This is a genomic window from Collinsella sp. AM36-4AA (genome assembly GCF_003467795.1).
Lineage (GTDB): Bacteria > Actinomycetota > Coriobacteriia > Coriobacteriales > Coriobacteriaceae > Collinsella.
This window is the reverse complement of sequence record NZ_QSHS01000001.1, coordinates 163222-182432: the sequence shown is the minus strand read 5'-3', so window position 1 is coordinate 182432 and position 19211 is coordinate 163222. Positions and strand designations below refer to the sequence as shown.

Below are 19211 nucleotides of genomic sequence, written 5' to 3'. Positions count from 1 at the left end.
CCCTTTTTTGGCCACAAGCCCTAAAACAAGCCTCGCCAAGGTCGGGAAGCGGGCCAAATCGCCGGCCTCGAGGCTTATTCCACCGTTCCGTAGACGGCGCCCCAGCCGTGGGCAGCCAAGGCGGAGTTGAGCTGGTCGCACAGCGACCGGCGATCGTAACAGCCGGGCGGCAAAAGGTTCACGATTTCCATGAGGTCGGGTGCCAAGTCGACGATTTCGGCCTGCACGATTAGGTCAAGCCGGTCGATGGCGTGGCGGTCGTAAAACAGTCCGTCGACCAGGCGCTGCAGGTCACCGAATTCCTCGGCCTGGAACAATCCGTACTCCATAGTGCCTCCTTGGGCGCCCCACGCCGGCATGCGCGGCGATTCGTAATTTATTGCGATGGACTTAATCTATCACGGCTTCATAACGTTGCGGCGGTGGCGGTCTATACTTAGACGAACTGCAACGTCCCGCTTCGCGAAAGGTCGCACCCATGCAGACGATCTACCAGAAGATGGAAACCACCGAACTCGATGCCGCCATCGAGGCGCTCAAGGCCGAGGTCGCCGAGGTCAAGGCCAAGGGTCTGGCGCTCGATATGGCCCGCGGCAAGCCGTCGCCCTCCCAGGTGGACATCTCGCGCCCCATGCTCGATATCCTCAACGCCGATGCCGATCTGCACGACGGCAGCGTCGACTGCTCCAACTACGGCTGCTTCGAGGGTATTCCTTCGGCACGCAAGTTGGCAGGGGAGTTCCTGGGCTGCCCCGCCGAGCAGACGCTCGTGCTGGGTTCGTCGAGCCTTTTGATCGAGCATGACATCGCCGGCATGTTCTGGCGCTGTGGCTCGTGCGGCAGCGAGCCCTGGGACGCCTACGAGGCCGCGCACGACGGCAAGAAGGTCAAGTTCCTGTGCCCCGTTCCCGGCTACGATCGCCACTTTGGCATCACCGCCGACTTGGGCATCGAGAACGTCCCCGTCGCGATGACCGACAACGGCCCCGACATGGCCGAGGTTGAGCGCCTGGTTGCCACCGACGACTCCATCAAGGGCATCTGGTGCGTGCCCAAGTATTCCAACCCCACGGGCATCACCTTTAGCGAGGACACCGTGCGTCGCCTGGTCGAGATGCCCACGGCCGCGCCCGATTTCCGCATCTTCTGGGACAACGCCTACTGCGTGCACGACCTGTACGACGAGACCGACGAGCTCGCCAACATCTTCGATCTTGCCCGCGCGGCGGGCACCGAGGACCGCGTGGTGGCCTTTGCCTCGACGTCCAAGATCACCTTCCCGGGTGCCGGCATCGGCTTTATCGGTGCGAGCCCCGCGGTCATCGCCGAGTTCTCCAAGCGCCTGAAGGCTGGTCTTATTAGCGCCGACAAGCTCAACCAGCTGCGTCACGTGCGCTTCCTTCCCACCATCGAGGCGGTCAAGAAGCACATGAAAAAGCATGCCGAGTTCCTGCGCCCGCGCTTTGAGGCCGTTGAGCGCAAGCTCACCGAGGGCCTGGGCGACACGGGTTGCGCCACCTGGACGCATCCACGCGGCGGCTACTTTGTGAGCTTCGATGGTCCCGAGGGCTCGGCCCAAAAGGTCGCCGCGCTCTGCGCCGACTTGGGCGTCAAGCTCACGCCGGCCGGTGCCACCTGGCCTTATGGCAAGGACCCGCGCGACACCAACATCCGCATCGCGCCGAGCTATCCCACGGTCGAGGACCTGGAGGCCGCGCTCGATGTGCTGGTGCTGGCCGTTAAGCTTGTCGCTGCCGAGCTTGCGCGTGCCGAGCGCGCCTAACGCGTAGGGCCCCGCAAGTCCGCGCCTAGTACTATCCGCACTTTCGATACGTAAAGGAGCGTATACATGGATTTGGGTATTTCCACAAACCCCACGCCAGAGCTCTACACCATTAAGGTGACCGGTGAGATCGATATCTCTAACGCCGATAGCCTGCGCAATACCATCGACCTGGCACTCGAGCAGCCCACCGAGGCCGTTGAGCTCGATTTTGCCCAGGTGAGCTACATTGATTCGACGGGCATTGGCGTGCTCGTGGGCGCCGCGCACCACGCGGTTGACCACGGCAAGCGCTTTAGCTGCACCAATGTGCAGCCCCCGGTGATGCGCGTGGTTCAGCTGTTGGGTGTCGACCAGGAGATTTCGATCACCGCTGCATAATCTTTGCCCCAAAAGGGCGTGCCGTTTGGCATATGTTTGTGATGCGCTCGGACGTTTTGGCGTCCGGGCGCTATACTTGACCGAATGAATAGACGAGTTCCGGCCGAATGGCGCGGTGCGGGCTCGAATCACATCGAGCCTTGGAGGTATGTGTGTTTGGTATTGGAGAAGGTGAGCTGGCAATCATCGTGGTCTTCGGCTTTTTGCTGTTTGGCCCGGATAAGCTCCCGCAGATGGGCCGTACGATCGGCCGTGCCATCCGTCAGTTCCGCGAGACGCAGGAAAAGATGACGGCGGTTGTCCAGTCCGAGATCATCGATCCGGTAAGCGAGGCCGCTTCGGCTCCGGTCAAGCCCAAGAAGGCTGCCGTCGATGACGATTCCGATGCGGACGAGGATGCTGCCGAGACGGTAGCGCCCGCCAAGAAGGAGACCTTTGCCGAGCGTCGTGCCCGCCTTGCTGCCGAGAAGGCCGCGAGCGAGGCTGCCGCCGAGGGCGAGGGTGCTGCTGAGGAGTCCGAGGCCGAGGGTGCCGAGGCCGAGCCTGCCGCTGCCGCCGAGCCTGCCGTCGAGCCCGAGCCTGCTGCAGAGCCCGAGCCCGAGCCGGCAGAGCCCACGACGGCTGACCTCTACGCCCGTCGTCCCCGCAAGCGCAAGGCCGTCGTCGACCAGCTCGCTCGCGAGCTCGAGGTCGAGGACGATGCCGAGGCTGCTGCCGCCGACGCCCCGAAGGGAGGCGATGAGTAATGCCGATCGGACCTGCGCGCATGCCGCTCTTCGATCACCTGGGAGAGCTCCGTCGCCGCCTGACCATCGTGGTCGTTTCGGTGTTTGCCGCCGCCATCGTGCTGTACTTTGCCACGCCCGTGGTGCTCGATATTCTTGAGGACCCCATCCGCTCCTTTGTGCCGGACGGTAAGTTTTACATCACCACCACGCTCGGCGGCTTTGGCCTGCGCTTCTCGCTTGCCATCAAGATGGCCGTGGTCATGTGCACGCCCATGATCATCTGGCAGATTCTGGCATTTTTCCTGCCGGCACTGCGCCCCAACGAGCGCAAGTGGGTTGTGCCCACGGTGCTCGCCTCGACGGTGCTGTTCTTCCTGGGTGCCATCTTCTGCTACTTCATCATCATCCCGGCGGGCTTTGAGTGGCTCATCGGCGAGACCTCGGCTGTCGCTACGGCGTTGCCCGATCTGGAGAACTACGTCAACATGGAGCTGCTCTTTATGATCGGCTTTGGTGTGGCGTTTGAGCTGCCGCTCATCATCTTCTACCTGTCCGTTTTCCACATCGTGTCCTATGCGGCCTTCCGCAGCGCCTGGCGCTACGTGTACGTAGGCCTGCTCGTGGGTTCGGCTGTGATTACGCCCGACGGCTCGCCCGTTACGCTGGGTCTCATGTATGGCGCCCTGCTCTCGCTCTACGAGATTTCGCTCGCCATCGCTCGCGTGGTCATTACCGCGCGCGAGGGCAAGGAGGGCCTGTTCGTGAGCCGTCTGGACCTGTTCTCGGACGACGAGGACGACGAGGAGTAAATCGGTATGCACGAGGTTGGCATTGTCAACGGCATACTCGATACAGTGATTCGCGCGGCGCGTGGGGCGGGGGCCTCGCGCGCCGTTTTGGTAACGCTGCGTATCGGGGATATGACCGAAGTTGTGCGCGAGGCGCTCGACTTTGCGTGGGAGACGTTTCGCGACGAGGACCCGCTCACGCGCGGCTGCGAGCTTGCCGTGGAGGAGGTCCATCCACAAAGCGAGTGTCTAGACTGCGGCGAGGTTTTCGACCACGATCGCTTCCACTGTCGCTGTCCTCAGTGTGGTGGTGCCAACGTGCGCCTACTGCACGGCCGCGAGCTCGATATCGCAAGTATCGAAATCGAAACCCCCGACGATTAGCCCGCTAGCCATCTGGTGATGGGGTATAAAGGGGCCAAAGTAAGGAGCGCTAAGTATGGCCGAGAAAACGATTGATATTGCATCGCCGATTCTGTCGCGCAACGAGCGCCTGGCAGATCAGCTGCGTCAGCGATTTAATGAGACAAACACCTACGTGATCAATGTGCTGTCGAGCCCCGGCTCGGGCAAGACCACCACGATTCTGGGCACCAACGAGCGCCTGCGTGACAAAGCCGGCCTGCGCTGTGCTGTCATCGAGGGCGATATCGCCTCGGACGTCGACGCCATCACCATGAAGGAAGCCGGCATGCCCGCCATTCAGATCAACACGGGCGGCCTGTGCCACCTCGAGGGCAACATGATCATGGAGGCCGTCGATGCCTTCGACCAGGCCGTCGGTCTGGAGAACATCGACGTCATCTTTATCGAAAACGTGGGCAACCTGGTCTGCCCGGTCGACTTTGACCTGGGCGAGAACCTGTCCATCATGATTCTCTCGGTGCCCGAGGGCGACGACAAGCCCATCAAGTACCCGGGCATCTTCCAACACGCCGGCGCGCAGCTGCTCAACAAGGTCGACGTGGCTCCGGCTTTCGATTTTGACATGGATAGGTATACTAAGACACTCGATGACCTCAATCCGCAGGCGCCGCGGTTTGCCGTGAGCGCGCGCAAGGGCGAGGGCATGGATGCCTGGTGCGATTGGCTCATCGGGCAGATTGAGCAAGCAAGGGCGTAAGTCGGCCGCCATACGGGCGGGCGTAGCCGCAGAGACACGAGATAGGAGCCTCTTTTGAAGCTCATCATCGCAGAGAAAAACGACGCCGCGCGTCAGATTGCCGAGCGTCTGTCCACGGGCAAACCCAAAAAGGACAAGGTGTACAACACCGCCATCTACCGTTTTGAGTGGAAGGGCGAGGAGTGCGTGACCATCGGCCTTGCCGGTCACATCCTTGCGCCCGATTTTTGCGACAGCGTGCTGTTCGATAAAAAGCTGGGCTGGTATTCGGTCACCGAGGACGGCGAGATGCTGCCGGCCGATATGCCCGATGGCCTGGCACGTCCGCCCTACGACACCAAGCGCAAGCCGTTTCTTGCCGATGGTATCTCCATCAAGGGCTGGAAGCTCGAGAGCCTGCCTTACCTCACCTGGGCGCCCGTCATTAAGCTGCCGGCCGAGAAGGAGCTCATCCGCTCGCTCAAGAACCTTGCCAAGAAGTCCGACAGCGTCATTATCGCCACGGACTTCGACCGCGAGGGCGAACTGATCGGTTCGGACGCCCTCAACAAAGTGCGCGAGGTTGCGCCTGACTTGCCGGTCGCCCGCGCCCAGTATTCTTCGTTTACCAAGGCCGAGATCACGCAGGCCTTCGATAATCTTGTCTCGCTCGACCAGAATCTGGCCGACGCCGGCGAGAGCCGCCAGCACATCGATCTCATTTGGGGCGCGGTGCTCACGCGCTACCTGACGCTCGCCAAGTTTGGCGGCTTTGGCAACGTGCGCTCCGCCGGCCGCGTGCAGACGCCGACGCTCGCTCTGGTGGTCGAGCGCGAACGCGAACGCATGGCGTTTGTGCCCGAGGACTATTGGCAGATTCGCGGCATGGGTGCCGCTCAGGGTGCCGCCGAGGATGACCGCTTTAAGATTGCGCACAAGACGACACGTTTTACCGACAAAGATGCTGCCGAGACGGCGTACGGCCACGTCGACGGCGCTACGACGGCAACCGTCGCCGCGGTGACCAAGCGCTCCCGCAAGCAGCAGCCGCCCACGCCGTTTGCGACGACCTCGCTGCAGGCTGCCGCCGCGGCCGAGGGCATCTCGCCTGCGCGTACGATGCGCATCGCCGAGTCCCTCTACATGGCCGGTCTCATCAGCTACCCGCGTGTCGACAACACCGTGTACCCCGCGACGCTCGATCTGGGCGCCGTGGTGAGCGACCTGGCAAAGATCAACCCGGCGCTGGCGCCCGTGTGCAAAAAGGTGCTCGCCGGTCCCATGAAGCCCACGCGCGGCAAGGTCGAGACTACCGACCACCCGCCTATCTATCCCACGGGCGAGGGCGATCCGTCCACGCTCGACGGCGGCCAGCGCAAGCTCTACGACCTCATCGCCCGCCGCTTCCTGGCGACGCTCATGGGTCCTGCGACCATCGAGAACACCAAGCTCGAGCTCGACGTCAACGGCGAGCCGTTCGTGGCCTCGGGCGACGTGCTCGTGACCCCGGGCTTCCGCGAGGCGTACCCGTACGGACTCAAGCGCGATGAGCAGATGCCGCCGCTGGAGCAGGGCGATACGGTCGACGTGTTCGACATTAAGCTCGAGGCCAAGCAGACCGAGCCGCCCGCGCGCTACAGCCAGGGCAAGCTCGTGCAGGAGATGGAGAAGCGCGGCCTGGGCACCAAGTCCACGCGCGCGAGCATCATCGAGCGCCTGTATGCCGTGCGCTACCTCAAAAACGATCCCGTTGAGCCGAGCCAGCTGGGCATCGCCATCATCGATGCGCTGTCACAGTTTGCCCCGCGCATCACGAGCCCCGATATGACCAGCGAGCTCGACGGCGACATGACCCGCGTGGAGCGCGGCGAGGACACCGAAGAACATGTCGTGACGCACTCGCGTGCGCTGCTGGCCGGCGTGCTCGACGAGCTGCTCAAGCATACGCAGGAGCTCGGCGACGCCATCAGCGACGCCGTCACGGCCGATGCGCGCGTGGGTACCTGCCCCAAGTGCGGCAAGGACCTGGTTATGAAGACGAGCGCCAAGACCCGCGGCAGCTTTATCGGCTGCATGGGCTGGCCCGACTGCGATGTGACCTATCCGGTGCCGAGTGGCGTCAAGGTAAGCCCGCTCGAGGGCGAGGCCGCCGTGTGCCCCGAGTGCGGTGCGCCGCGCATTAAGTGCCAGCCGTTCCGCCAGAAGGCCTTCGAGATCTGCGTGAACCCCACGTGCCCCACCAACTACGAGCCCGACCTTAAGGTGGGCGAGTGCAAGGTGTGCGCCGAGGCCGGACGCCATGGCGACCTGATCGCGCACAAGAGCGAGAAGAGCGGCAAGCGCTTTATCCGCTGCACCAACTATGACGATTGCGGCGTGAGCTATCCACTGCCGGCGCGTGGAAAACTCGAGGCGACGGGCGAGACCTGCCCCGAGTGCGGCGCTCCCATCGTGGTGGTCAACGCGGCGCGCGGCCCGTGGCGTATCTGCGTGAACATGGACTGCCCGACCAAGGAGAAGAAGCCCGCCCGCGGCCGCAAGACCACAACCAAGGCGAGCACGGCGAAGAAGACGACCGCTGCGAAGAAGACTTCGACGGCGAAAAAGTCGACTGCCAAGAAGTCGACCACCAAGAAGACGACGGCCAAGAAGGTCGCCGACAAGTAACGGCGCAGTCGAAACAATGCCCAAAAAACGAGCGAGGGTCTCATGATCCTCGCTCGTTTTTTTGACCGGCAGTTAGGGACGTTCCTTTTCTGCCGGCAGTTTAGGAACGTCCCTAACTGCCGGCTCGGGAACGACAAAGCGCTAGTTCACTTCGACGGGTTTGGCGCCGGGATAGCGCTCCTCAAAGTCTAGGCGGTACTTATTGTCATTGGTGCCCGCCACGTTGTCGCGCGACAGCGGCGCCACGATCTCGTCCTTGTGGTTGGCGGGGCTGGAGTACTCAAGGCTGATCTCCCAAGCGTCGCAAATGACGTCGATGCGATTCTCCAGGTCGTCGTAGAGCGTGATGATGTCTTTCCACGAGCTGTAATTCTGCGAGTCGATGGGAACGTCCAGGTCCTCGACCTCGTCCTTCAGGTCGCTGATCTGATCCTCGAGCGCCTCGGCGGCATCGCTGGCAGATTGGCGCGAGCTGCGGTCATCCTTAAGGTAATACGTGTTAAACGTGGTGGCGCAGTCGCGAACCTGCTGATCAAGATCGGAGAGCCTGCTGTAGTAGGAGCTCAGCTGGTCGTAGACGTTTTGCTCGCTGATGGTGGCGGCATCGTGGGCGTCATCGTCATCATCATCGTCAAACTTGTTGGGGTCGCCCTTAACGGAGACGTCATCGTCATCGTGGTCGATTTTGACCTTTTCGATCGTCGTGCCCTTGGTAGCATCGACGCCCTTGTCGAAAGGCTTGATCATAAAGAACACGACCAGCGCGATAATCACGACAACGAGTATGGCGATAATGCCTATAAGCAGCGCATTGTTGCTCTTGGGAGCAGTGGGGGCGCCGGCCTGCTGAGCGGCGGTCGGTATGGGCTGCTGCGGCGCGGAGCCGGCTGGCGTCGCCCATTGCTGCGTCGTGCCGACTTCGGGCCGGGGAGCGGGCACGGGCTGATGGGCGGACTGCACGGTCACGTCTGCCGGTTGGGGCTGAGTCGCTGTGGGCTGCTGCGCAGACTGGACCGTGGTCGCGGCGGTGTCGAAGGCGGCATCGGGCGTGGCGGCATGTTCGGCCGCCTGCGCATCCTCTTGCGACTGAGAGGCCTGGCCATCATCGGTTGCCGGCGTTCCGCAGCTGGTGCAAAAACGCTTGTCGTCTTTCAGAAGCTTGCCGCAATGGGTGCAAAACCGGGGCATGATGGTTCCTTCCATTCGATGTGTTGGCTAGATTATAAGGTGGTTCAGGTGCGGTTGGGCCGCGCCGACCCAACTGGTTGTGTGAGGATAGTCGTGTCGCGCAAGCCCTGTCGCATGCGTCACAATGAGTGCGGCGTGCTGGGTGTCCGGCGCCGCCGTTTATCGACGGCTCGGTAGAATGCGACGGTGGGGAGTGAGTCTGTGTACTGCGGCGAGCAAGGTCGGGGTGGTGGCGACAACGTGGAGGCGTTCCGGTTCCCACAGGGGGATGCGCCTCTCGCTGCGCGCGATTGCTCGCGTCGGGTGTTTTGTGCCGGGATGTTGACCGGAGCGCTTGCCTCGGTGATGAGTCTCGGCGGTTGTGCCGCGCGCCACAACGAGGCTGAGGGTTCCGCTGTCCCTGCCAAACAAAAGGCGAATCATCCGTCCGCTCAAAAGACGGAGGCTGTCTCCCGGGCTTCTTGGATTGCCGGCCTTCAACAAGATATCGAAGCCCTTGTCGAGCCGTATGGTGGGTCTACTTCGGTCTATGCTGTGGCGCTTGATTCTCAGACGTTCGCGTCGCTCGATGGCGAAGTCGCTGTGGCGCCGGATGCGCGACGTGTGGCGGCAAGCATCATCAAGCTTTCCATTCTCGCTTGTGCGCTCGAGACCGTGACGGCGGGCGAGCTGTCCCTCGACGAGCAGATAACAGTAACGCAACGGGATATCGTGGGTGGCAGCGGCAACATTCAGTCGCGCGGCGCGGGTGTGTCGTACAGTATTGACGAGCTGCTGCACGCTATGATCGCCCAGAGCGATAACGTGGCAGCGAACCTTGTTATCGGCAGGCTTGGCATGGATACGGTCAACGAAACATGCGCTGCATTGGGGCTGACTCAAACCGTGCTCGCTCGTTTGATGATGGATGCCGAGGCCCAGGCACAAGGTCGCGAGAACTATACGAGCGCCCGTGATGCTGCGGCCGTGTTGCAACGGCTGGCGGCGGGGACAATCGCGACGCCCGAGCTGTGCGAGCGAGCGCGCGGATATCTGCTGGCGCAGGAAGACGCGCGCGGTATTGTCGAGGGCGTTTTCAGCGGCGTTTTGGTCGCGCACAAAACGGGCAGCCTGGCGAATGCTCAGCACGATGCCGCAATCGTCTACGCCGAGCGCCCTTACGTGCTGGCAATCCTCACCCAAGACCTCGAACGCGAGCAGGCCTTGGCCTTGGAGCGCGACATCTCATCCGCTATCTATGCCCGCGCCCAATGACTAGGTCCGATTTGGGGTGCGCCGGACGCTGGGGTATCATGGCTTGGTTGCTATAACTTGCATTTTCGCGCCTTGTAGGAAGGGGCTGCGCTCATGGCTTTTGAGCCCGCTCAACATAGCTTTATCACGTTCGAGGGCGTCGACGGCGCCGGCAAATCCACGCAGGCGCGCCTGCTGGCCCGCGCGCTCGACCTCGCTGGCTATCAGGTCGTAACTCTGCGCGAGCCGGGCGGCACCGCCATCAGCGAAAAGATTCGCGCGCTGCTGCTCGACCCCGCCAATACGGCAATGGGCGACACCTGCGAGCTGCTGCTCTACGAGGCCGCGCGCGCCCAGCTGGTGCACGAGGTCATCGCGCCCGCCCTCGCTGCCGGCAAGGTGGTCCTGTGCGACCGCTTCTACGATTCCACGACCTGCTACCAGGCGTTTGCCGACGGCCTCGATCGCCAGATGGTGCGCGACGCCAACAACCTGGCCGTCGCGGGAACGCACCCGGCGCTCACACTCGTCTACCACATCACGCCCGAGCAGGCGGCGCTACGCATGGCAGCCCGTGGCGCGGCAGATCGCATGGAGGCTAAGGGCATGGCATTCCAGGAGCGTGTCTACGAGGGGTTTTGCGCCATTGCTGCCGAGGAGCCAAACCGCGTAAAGCTCATCGACGCCACTACGACCGTCGAGGTAGTTTTCGAGAAGACGGTCGAGCAGGTTCGCGCGTACGGTCTCGATATCCCCCAGGATGCTGTCGCCGCCGCGCTTGCCAAGGAGGCCGAGTAACATGGCCCCCGCTCAGGCAAGCCTGCTGGCCAAGCTCGACACCCAAGAGCGCGTGCGCGACTTTTTGACCAATGCCGTCGCCAGCGGCCGTGCATCGCACGCCTACCTGTTTTTGGGCGCGCCCGGCGCGGGCAAGCTCGATGCCGCGTGGGCGCTCGCCCAAGCCTTCCTGTGCGAGCAGGACGGCTGCGGCGCATGCGACAGTTGCGTGCGCGTCTCTCGGCATACGCATCCCGACGTGCACTATTACACGCCCGAGAGCGCCACGGGCTATCTTATTGCCCAGACCCGCGAGCTGCTCGATGACGTGCCGCTGGCACCCATTCGCGCCAAGGCCAAGGTCTACATCATCGACCGTGCCGAGCAACTGCGCGCCAACACCGCCAACGCACTGCTCAAGACACTCGAGGAGCCGCCCGAGGGCGTTATGTTCATCTTGCTGGGCACCTCGGCAGACGTGATGCTGCCCACCATCGTGAGCCGCTGCCAGTGCGTGCCGTTTCGGCTGGTGTCGCCCGCCGTCGCCGCGCAGGCCGTGAGCCGCGCCACCGGCCAGGACCCCGCGCGTTGCCGCATGGCGGTCGCCGTGGCGGGAAGCCCCACACGCGGCATCGAGTTTCTTAAGAGCGCCGAGCGCCAGGACGCCCGCCGTCAGATGGTCCGTGCCATCGACTCACTCATTGCCGCCGACGAGGCCGACGTGCTCAGTCGCGCCAAGTCGCTCATCGTCGCCGTCAAGGCGCCGCTCGCCGAGGTCAAGTCCACGCAGGAAAAGGTACTCGAGCAAAATGCCGACTACCTGTCGCGTGGAGCATTGAAGCAGCTTGAGGACCGCAACAAGCGCGAACTCAACGCGCGCGAGCGTTCGGGTATCATGGAAGCGCTGGCGAGCGCGCGGACGCTCATGCGCGACGTGCTGCTGACACTTCAGGACGAGGCGGCCGACGTGGTGAACGAAGACGTGCGTGACACGATCGGTCGGCTTGCCGCTGCGACGAATGTTGCGGGTGCCACCCAGGCGCTCGAGGCGGTCGCGACCGCCGAGCGCAACATCGCCAGAAACGTTACTCCCCAGCTGGCCATCGAGGTCATGCTGTTCGATATCAGGAAGGCACTGAAATGCCGTTAGTCGTACCCGTTAAGTTTACCTACGCCTCGCGCGACCTGTGGTTCGACCCGCAGGATTTGGATATCCTCGAGGCCGATTATGCCATCTGCTCCACCGAGCGCGGAACCGAGATCGGCCTGGTCACGGCCGATCCCTTCGAGGTACCGCAGGACGAGATCGGCCAGCCGCTCAAGCCCGTGCTGCGCGTGGCGAGCGACATCGACCTGCAGCTTGCCGATGATCTGGCCATCCAGGGCGACGAGGCCATGGTCGATTTCCGTCGCCTGGTCAAGGAGCTCGACCTCGAGATGAAGCCGGTCGGCGTCGAGTACCTGTTTGGCGGCGAGAAGGCCGTGTTCTACTTTGCGGCCGAGGAGCGCGTCGATTTTCGTCAGCTCGTCAAGGACCTGTCCTCGACGCTGCACATTCGCGTCGACATGCGCCAGATCGGCGTGCGCGACGAGACCCGCCTGGTGGGCGGCTATGCCCAATGCGGACAGGAGCTCTGCTGCACGCGCTTTGGCGGACAGTTTGAGCCCGTCTCGATTCGCATGGCAAAAGAGCAGGACCTGCCGCTCAACTCGTCCAAGATCAGCGGCGTGTGCGGCCGCCTGATGTGCTGTCTGCGCTATGAGTTCGAGGCGTACAAGGACTTTAAGAGCCGTGCACCCAAAAAGAAGACGCTCATCGATACGCCGCTTGGCAAGGCACGTATTCAGGAATACGACACGCCGCGTGAGCAGCTAGTGCTGCGCCTGGAGAACGGCAAAGTCTTTAAGGTCAACTTGGCCGACATGACCTGCTCTGAGGGCTGCAAGAAGAAAGCTGCCGAGCAGGGCTGCAATTGCCGTCCCGACTGCGTGACGCGCGACGTGCTCGAGCGCATCGAGTCGCCCGAGATGCGCCTGGCGCTCATGGAGCTCGATCGCGAGAACGGCGTCGACGTGGGCGATGGCCTGTCGAGTGCCGACCGTCTGGCCGGCACGTCGATGCCCAAGCGCCGTCGTCGCGATGCCGAATCCGATGCTCGCGCCGGTCAGAGCCAGGGCGAGAGCCGTGGCCGCGGAAAGGGCCGTGGCAATGCCGCAACGCCTGAGGCCGAGGAGGCCGCTGGCGGCCGTCGCCGCCGCAAGCGTGCGGGCTCTGCCGATGCCGGCGAGGCCGCAGCCGCCGGCAAGAACGGCGCTCGCGAGCGCGAGGTTCAACAGCCCCAGCAGCAGAATCGCGGCGGTGGCATGAATCCCACGCGCCGTCGTCGCCGTCATCTGTCGAGCGAGGAGCGCGAGGACGCCTTCCGCGCCGCAGCTGCTCGCGAGGCTGGTGCCGCTTCCAAGGGTCCCTCGGCCTCCGATGCGCCTGTCGACAAGGGCGGCAAGTCACGTGGCGAGGAGGAGCGCGCGCCGCGTCCGCGCCGTCGCCATTCCTCGGGCGCACAGCAGAAGCCCTCAGTGCCCTCCGTGGCCGATCAGGTCTCGGATGGCGAGGTCAAGGTCACGCGCCGTCGTCCCGGAGATGGCGGGGGAGCGGCTGCCAAGGCTTCGCGTGGCGCCGCTCGCGACGAGCGCGAGCCGCGCGAGGATCGCGGTGGCGAGGGCTCGGCCGACCAGGGTCAAAAGCGCCGTCGTCGTCGCCGTTCCCGCAAGCCGCGCCAGGATGGTGGCGAGGGCTCGACCCCGTCTTCGGCCGCACCACAACCGCCCGCCGGCGAATAACGCCCGCGAGCGGATTTAACCCGCCTTACCCCAATCGCGTCGGGGTACCATAGCGCTGAATCAACAACCCTCCCTGCGACCGAACGTAGGGAGGGTTGTGTCTTGAAGAGCCATCTGAACAAATTGAGCCGTCTGCAGGGTGCCGGCGCCCTACCGTTTGCGGACGAATTGCTGCCGTTTGCCGAGCGGGCGGCACGCGAGGCACTCGAGGCATTGTCGCCAACACGATGTGCCGGCTGCGAGCGCGCCGGTGCGCTTATTTGCCAAGACTGCCTGGCCGCGCTCACGCTCATCGACCCACGTCATAGCTGCACCCGATGCGGCGCCCCGTTTGGGGATTTGCTGTGCACTGAGTGTTCGGTCGAGGGCACGTCCTCGGCAATGGCGGAGGCGCTCGACCGCTGCCTGGCGTGCTCCGTCTATGCGCATCCGCTGCCGCGCATCATTAAAGCGTACAAGGACGCGGGCGAGCGACGCCTGGCGCCGTATCTGGCGGAGCTGCTCTACGACACCGCCCTGCATGCCCAGGTCGTAGCGCCCGATCGCTTAGGAGGTGTGCTGTCCGGTGCGGATGCGGTGGTGTTTGTGCCTGCGACGGCGGCAGCGTTTCGGCGGCGCGGTTTTGATCATATGGAGGCCATTGCGCGCCCATTTTGCGAGCTGTCGGGTGTTCCCCTGCTCGATGCCCTCGTCAAGTACGGGCATGGCGACCAGCGCGAACTCGGTCGTGAGGAGCGTCGCGAGCGTGCCCAAGGCATGTACGAGACGGTTGAGGACGTGCACGGCCGCCGCCTGCTGCTTATCGATGACGTTATCACCACGGGCGCGACCATGGCAGCAGCCTCGGCGGAGCTCAAGCGTGCCGGCGCTGCGGCAGTCGATGGCCTTGCTATCGCACGTGTTTGGTAGGGGTGGTTTTGTGGCAGTGAAGATTGAGCGGCGCAACGAGCCGACAGGCGAACAGCTAGCGGCTTCCGTAATCCTAACAGGCGCTTCAGCGCTGCGCATGATGCGCGCCGAGCGCCGGCAGATGGGCTATATCAGCTGGAAGGACCTTAATCTCGATGAAGAGCGCCGTGTGCTGCGCACGTCGTCGCCCTCGACCGAGGATATCTATCTTCCTGACTTGGTGCGAATTGGAGCCAAAAGTGGCGAGGTGCAAGAAGATCTGTGCTTGCTGGTGGGATCTGCGGCGCAGCGCCGCCGCATGCCTGGCGTAGGCTGGTCCGTGTGTTCCAGGTTGCCCGCCGGCTCGATTCTAGAGGTGGAACCGGGGGTGTACAGCCTATCTCCCGAGGCCCTTTGTGTTGCCGTTGCGCGTGAGGTCGGCTGCATCCAGGCGTTTGCCCTGGCCCAGGAGCTGTGCTCTAAGATTTCACTGAGCGACCGCGGGAAGTATCTGCCTCCCTACACCTCGCCTGTTACGAATAAACTTGCAAAGGACAAGGACCAGCCAGCAGACGTGGGCTACTTTGAAGTCGAGCCGGTGCTGATGCCCGATCGTCTGGCAGATTACCTTGCGGCATGCAAGGGGAATGTGGCCAAACAGCTGCTGCGTCTGTGTCCCTATCTTTCGGAAAACCTGCTCTCGCCCATGGAGTGCATCATGCTCGCCCTGTTTTCGCTTCCGTTTTCCTATGGCGGGTTTGCCTGCGGACCTTTTAAGACCGACTACAAGATCGAGTTCGATGACCGTGCGCAGGCAATCTCGGGGATGCCCCATGCAGTTTGCGATGCATATCAGGAGGCAGCCCGGTTTGACCTGGAATACAACGGTGAGCTGGGCCATTCCTCTCGGAGGGGACGTATCCATGATGAAAAGCGCAACACGGGCTTGATTACTATGGGAATCGAGGTCGCGACGGTCAACAACGAAATGCTCTGTGACATGGAAGCGATGGAAGCGCTCGCATGGCGCATGCACCAGCGTATGCGAAAGCGGTACCGGAATCGTGTCGATGCCCGCAGGAAGAAGCAAGAGGCGTTGCTTAACACGCTGCGGGCGTGTTTTGGGCTTAAGCCGGTCTAATTCACGTCGAAAATAGGGGTTAATCATATGCCCTGGCCAAAATATGGCAAATATGAGTACTGTCACTAAATCAGTAACAGCAAAATCAAGGAATTTAGGACTCGGAGGCGTCATAAAGTAAGAAGATAATAAACAAATGTAGAATAACTAAGCATCAGGTTGGCGACACTGAGCGCAAAATCTGTCCGAGAGGCTAAAACTGCCTGTTACTAAATTGGTGACAGTACTCATATTTGCCATTTTTTGGCCACAGCACCCTAGGAAGGGTGCCCCGGAGCTCCCCATAGGGGAGCTCCGGGCTTCACAGGGGCACGAATAGCCCACTCCGACCTGCGAAATCTGTACTCGCGATGCGAATGACGCCCCTAACCTTAAACTTTAGCTTGAACTTAGCTATAATGCGCTACGTTCCTACCAGGCTGTGGTTGCGGACGGACGAAATGCCCGTCCTAGTCCAAGACAGACGCGGTCAAAGGGATCCACGTAAGCGACCGCGTGCGCGCGGCGCGATCATGGCGCGTCCTAGATGTAAGCCGCACCGTCCGTTCTACTTTCTTTGGGGCAATACCGCCTCGCGGGCGAGCGGGCCAGTCGTGAGGGTGGCTGCGGCCTCCCGAGCAAACACCCCGGTGCGCAAGTGTGGGGTCAAATACCAGGTCAGCTGGTGGGAACAACCCGATATTCCGCGCAACGCACGGATCGTATACGACACAGAAGGCAGGGTAGTGGACATGGTGAGGGGCAGCTTGATGCACGCGGCTCGGTTAGGTGCTGGGACCGCAGCGGTCATTGCCGTTTTGGGCCTGAGCGGATGCGCGTTCAACCCGCTGTCTACGTTCACGACTCCCACGATCGACCAGATCGAGTACGAGACCGTCACGCCGGCGGTGTCGGACGATGCCCTGGTCACTCCCGGAACCCTGACGGTCGCCCTCGATACTTCCGATGCGCCGCAGGCAATGCAGGGCGCCGACGGCGAGCTTACGGGGTATGCAGTCGATGCTGCCCGCGCCCTCGCAAGCCGCATGGGCCTTAAGGTCGCCTTTGTCGATGCGTCCTCGGCAGGTTCCGCGCTCGGCGACAAAAAGGCTGATATCTTTATCGGCGAGATCAACTCCACGGACGGGGACGTTAGCTCGCTCGGCACCTGCCTGTACGATGCCGCTTCCGTGTTCGGTAAAACCAGCGATGGTGGGTCGCTAAGCGTTTCCACCGATACCCTTAACACGTCTACTCTGGGTGTCCAGATGTCCTCGGCCTCGCAGGAGGCGCTTGCTAAGCAGAGCATCACCGCCAACCAAAAGACCTACTCCAACATCAACGAGTGCTTTGAGGCGCTCGAGTCTGGCGAGGTCGACTATGTGATCTGCGACTCCACAGCCGGCGGCTATCTTGCACGCCTGATGAGCGAGGTCTCCTATGTCGGTGCGCTCGAGGCGCCCTCGACGCTTGGTGTTGCGGGCCTCTCGTCCAATGACGAACTGTGCCGTGCCGTGAGTGATGCCCTCGACGACATCACGGTCGACGGCACGCTCGAGGCGGTTCACTGCGTCTGGTACGGCCAGATTCCCTACGACCTCACCACTAAGACGGTTTCGGGCGCTAACGTGCAGCCGGGCGACTCTGAGTCCAGTGAGACCACGTCCTCCGGCAGCGAGTCCTCCGATTCCAACAATGAGACCGCATCCTCCGAGGACAAATCGTCCAGCCAGGAAGGCACCATCACTGACGACGACATTAACAAACTTAATAGCTAGTTATTGCTAGGGGTGGTGTCTCCTATACGTTGGAAAGGACACCTCTTCACGGTTTCAACACGCACTGCCGGGTTTCCCCAATAGGGGAGCCCGGCTTTTTTATCCCTATAAAACCAGCAGGTCAAAGCCAATTTTCGGGACCAAATACAAAGTCGCCGACGCCCTCCCATAGCGCACTTTGCCACAGAAAAGTGCGAGACTTCGGTATGCGGTATTAAGCAATCGTTATTCGGGTCTTTAGGAATCCGCGTGATTAAATGCACGGCAATGGGTACATAGCCAGTACAGTAAGTCCCCGAGGCAGATTGGAGCCACGTATGGATATCAAGGTTTCTGGACGCAAGACGACGGTAACCGATGCTCTGCGTGCGCATGTGGATGAGAAGATCGGCGAGGCGCTCAAGGTTTTCGATATCGAGCCCATGACAGTCGACGTCGTGCTTCGTTATGAGAAGAACCCCTCGAACCCCAACCCGGCAATCGTCGAGGTCACGGTTCGTGCCCGCGGTTCGGTGATTCGCGTTGCCGAGCACGGTGCAGATATGTACGCCGCCATCGACCTCTCCGCCGATAAGGTCACCCGCCAGCTGCGTAAGTTCAAGACCAAGGTCGTGGACAACCGCCAGGGCGGTGCCAGCGCCGCGGATGTCGCGCCGGTCGAGCGCGTCGAGGATCTGGCCGACCTGCTGCTGCCCGAGAAGGAGGACGACCTGCTCGTCCGCGAGAAGGTTATCGACGTCACCCCGATGACTGAGGAGCAGGCGCTGGTGCAGACCGATCTGCTGGGCCACGACTTCTACGTGTTCGAGAACGCGACGACCGGTCTCATCAATGTGGTGTATCACCGTAAGAATGGTGGATATGGCATCATCAAGCCCCGCATCGAAACACTTGACGAGTAAAATACGTTAACTTGCATGAGTTAACGGTTGGCGGCCATCCCATGCGGGTGGCCGCCTTTTTACGTAAGGAGTCGCTTTGATGGACAAGGCCGCATCCGCCGGTCATTCGGACCGTTGCCGCATCGTCGTCGATACCTGCTGCGACTTTAGCCCCGAGGTCGCCGCGAACCTCGATGTCGATATCTTGGGTTTCCCCTTCATTATCGATGGCGAGGAGCGCACGGATGACATCTGGTCGAGCATCACACCCAAGGAGTTCTACGACCGCATGCGCGCCGGTGCCCGCGTGTCCACCTCGGCTGTGTCGCTCGGTCGCTATATCGAGTTCTTTACCGAGTGCGCCAAAGAGGGTACGCCCACGGTCTACCTGTGCTTTACCTCGGCGCTGTCGTCGAGCTACAACTCCGCGTGCCAGGCGGCGGACGCCGTGCGCGCCGAGTATCCCAACTTTGAGCTGTACGTGGTCGACAACGCTCTGCCCTGCGCGACCGGCGAGCTCCTGGCGCTCGAGGCCGTGCGCCAGCGCTCGGCGGGACTGACTGCTAAGCAGCTGGTCGACTGGGCAAACGAGGCCAAGACCTATGTCCACGGTTACTTTACGCTCGAGAGCTTTGACGCGCTGGCTGCCGGCGGCCGCATTCCGCCCGCGGCGGCACAGCTCACGGCAAAGCTCGACGTCAAACCCGAGCTGTCCTACGACCTGGCCGGCTCGCTGTCGCTGATCGGCGTCAACCGCGGTCGCAAGAAGGCGCTCAAGTCCATTCTCAAGTCGTTCCGCGAGAACTATGTGCCCGATCGCACCATGCCCATCGCCATTATGACGGCCGATGCCGAAAAGGACGGCGACTGGCTCGAGGCCGCCATCCGCAAGGAGGAAGGCTGCGCCGACGTGACCATCATCCGCAGCTCTGTGGGCCCCACCATTGGCTCGCACGTGGGCCCCGGCATGGTGGCTTGCGCGTTTTGGGGCAAGAACCGCGCCGACAAGGCGTCGCTTTCCGACCGCATCGCCCGCCGCGTGCGCGGTCAGTAGGC

General features: G+C 62.4%; 18 protein-coding genes. 16 read left to right on the top strand and 2 right to left on the bottom strand.

Going from position 1 to position 19211, the window contains the following annotated elements; translation table 11 throughout:
• Positions 1–74: 74 nt before the first annotated feature.
• Positions 75–329, bottom strand: coding sequence for a hypothetical protein (locus DW850_RS00840; protein WP_117785965.1), 255 nt, complete (start codon positions 327–329; stop codon positions 75–77).
• Between the two features lie 149 nt (positions 330–478).
• Between DW850_RS00840 and DW850_RS00835 the strand changes: the two genes are divergently transcribed.
• From DW850_RS00835 to DW850_RS00805, 7 genes are all read left to right on the top strand, one after another.
• The gene (locus DW850_RS00835; RefSeq protein WP_117785964.1) at positions 479–1783 is read left to right on the top strand and encodes an aminotransferase class I/II-fold pyridoxal phosphate-dependent enzyme; all 1305 of its coding nucleotides are present in this window, start codon (positions 479–481) and stop codon (positions 1781–1783) included.
• A gap of 66 nt (positions 1784–1849) precedes the next feature.
• Positions 1850–2164: an STAS domain-containing protein gene (locus tag DW850_RS00830; RefSeq protein ID WP_117785963.1), complete on the top strand. Its 315-nt coding sequence runs from the start codon at positions 1850–1852 to the stop codon at positions 2162–2164.
• A 152-nt stretch (positions 2165–2316) separates the two neighbouring features.
• Positions 2317–2910 (top strand): twin-arginine translocase TatA/TatE family subunit, encoded by a 594-nt coding sequence (locus DW850_RS00825; protein ID WP_158564552.1) that lies wholly within the window; start codon positions 2317–2319, stop codon positions 2908–2910.
• The gene (gene tatC / locus DW850_RS00820) at positions 2910–3701 is read left to right on the top strand and encodes a twin-arginine translocase subunit TatC (RefSeq protein ID WP_055285525.1); all 792 of its coding nucleotides are present in this window, start codon (positions 2910–2912) and stop codon (positions 3699–3701) included. The genes DW850_RS00825 and tatC overlap by 1 nt, the downstream gene beginning before the upstream one ends.
• A gap of 6 nt (positions 3702–3707) precedes the next feature.
• Positions 3708–4064 carry a hydrogenase maturation nickel metallochaperone HypA gene (gene hypA, locus DW850_RS00815; protein WP_022093859.1) on the top strand — a complete coding sequence of 119 codons (357 nt, stop codon included), beginning with the start codon at positions 3708–3710 and terminating at the stop codon, positions 4062–4064.
• A gap of 55 nt (positions 4065–4119) precedes the next feature.
• Positions 4120–4803 carry a hydrogenase nickel incorporation protein HypB gene (hypB, locus tag DW850_RS00810; protein ID WP_006235936.1) on the top strand — a complete coding sequence of 228 codons (684 nt, stop codon included), beginning with the start codon at positions 4120–4122 and terminating at the stop codon, positions 4801–4803.
• Between the two features lie 54 nt (positions 4804–4857).
• Positions 4858–7449, top strand: a complete 2592-nt coding sequence (locus tag DW850_RS00805; RefSeq protein WP_117785962.1) for a DNA topoisomerase I — start codon at positions 4858–4860, stop codon at positions 7447–7449.
• Between the two features lie 141 nt (positions 7450–7590).
• Here DW850_RS00805 and DW850_RS00800 read toward each other — a convergent pair whose 3' ends face one another.
• A complete protein-coding gene (locus DW850_RS00800; protein WP_158565201.1) occupies positions 7591–8637 on the bottom strand; it encodes a zinc-ribbon domain-containing protein in 1047 nt (348 codons plus the stop codon).
• Positions 8638–8955: 318 nt separating this feature from the next.
• On the opposite strand from DW850_RS00800, the gene DW850_RS00795 reads away from it, so the two are divergent.
• The 9 genes from DW850_RS00795 to DW850_RS00755 all read left to right on the top strand — a co-directional run bounded on the left by DW850_RS00795 (position 8956) and on the right by DW850_RS00755 (position 19209).
• Positions 8956–9891: a serine hydrolase gene (locus tag DW850_RS00795; protein ID WP_147349582.1), complete on the top strand. Its 936-nt coding sequence runs from the start codon at positions 8956–8958 to the stop codon at positions 9889–9891.
• Positions 9892–9984: 93 nt separating this feature from the next.
• The gene (gene tmk, locus DW850_RS00790) at positions 9985–10668 is read left to right on the top strand and encodes a dTMP kinase (protein WP_117785959.1); all 684 of its coding nucleotides are present in this window, start codon (positions 9985–9987) and stop codon (positions 10666–10668) included.
• A gap of 1 nt (position 10669) precedes the next feature.
• Positions 10670–11797: an ATP-binding protein gene (locus tag DW850_RS00785; protein ID WP_117776801.1), complete on the top strand. Its 1128-nt coding sequence runs from the start codon at positions 10670–10672 to the stop codon at positions 11795–11797.
• On the top strand, positions 11788–13488 hold the full coding sequence (locus tag DW850_RS00780; protein ID WP_117785958.1) for a regulatory iron-sulfur-containing complex subunit RicT: 1701 nt from the start codon (positions 11788–11790) through the stop codon (positions 13486–13488). The genes DW850_RS00785 and DW850_RS00780 overlap by 10 nt, the downstream gene beginning before the upstream one ends.
• Positions 13489–13590: 102 nt before the next feature.
• On the top strand, positions 13591–14397 hold the full coding sequence (locus DW850_RS00775) for a double zinc ribbon domain-containing protein (RefSeq protein WP_233540049.1): 807 nt from the start codon (positions 13591–13593) through the stop codon (positions 14395–14397).
• A gap of 10 nt (positions 14398–14407) precedes the next feature.
• Entirely contained in the window at positions 14408–15517 is a 1110-nt protein-coding gene (locus tag DW850_RS00770) for a hypothetical protein (RefSeq protein WP_117785957.1), read from the top strand.
• A 749-nt stretch (positions 15518–16266) separates the two neighbouring features.
• Positions 16267–17274 (top strand): ABC transporter substrate-binding protein, encoded by a 1008-nt coding sequence (locus DW850_RS00765; RefSeq protein ID WP_158551262.1) that lies wholly within the window; start codon positions 16267–16269, stop codon positions 17272–17274.
• Between the two features lie 317 nt (positions 17275–17591).
• Positions 17592–18176, top strand: a complete 585-nt coding sequence (hpf, locus tag DW850_RS00760; protein WP_117785956.1) for a ribosome hibernation-promoting factor, HPF/YfiA family — start codon at positions 17592–17594, stop codon at positions 18174–18176.
• A gap of 79 nt (positions 18177–18255) precedes the next feature.
• A complete protein-coding gene (locus DW850_RS00755; protein ID WP_089572413.1) occupies positions 18256–19209 on the top strand; it encodes a DegV family protein in 954 nt (317 codons plus the stop codon).
• Positions 19210–19211: the final 2 nt, after the last annotated feature.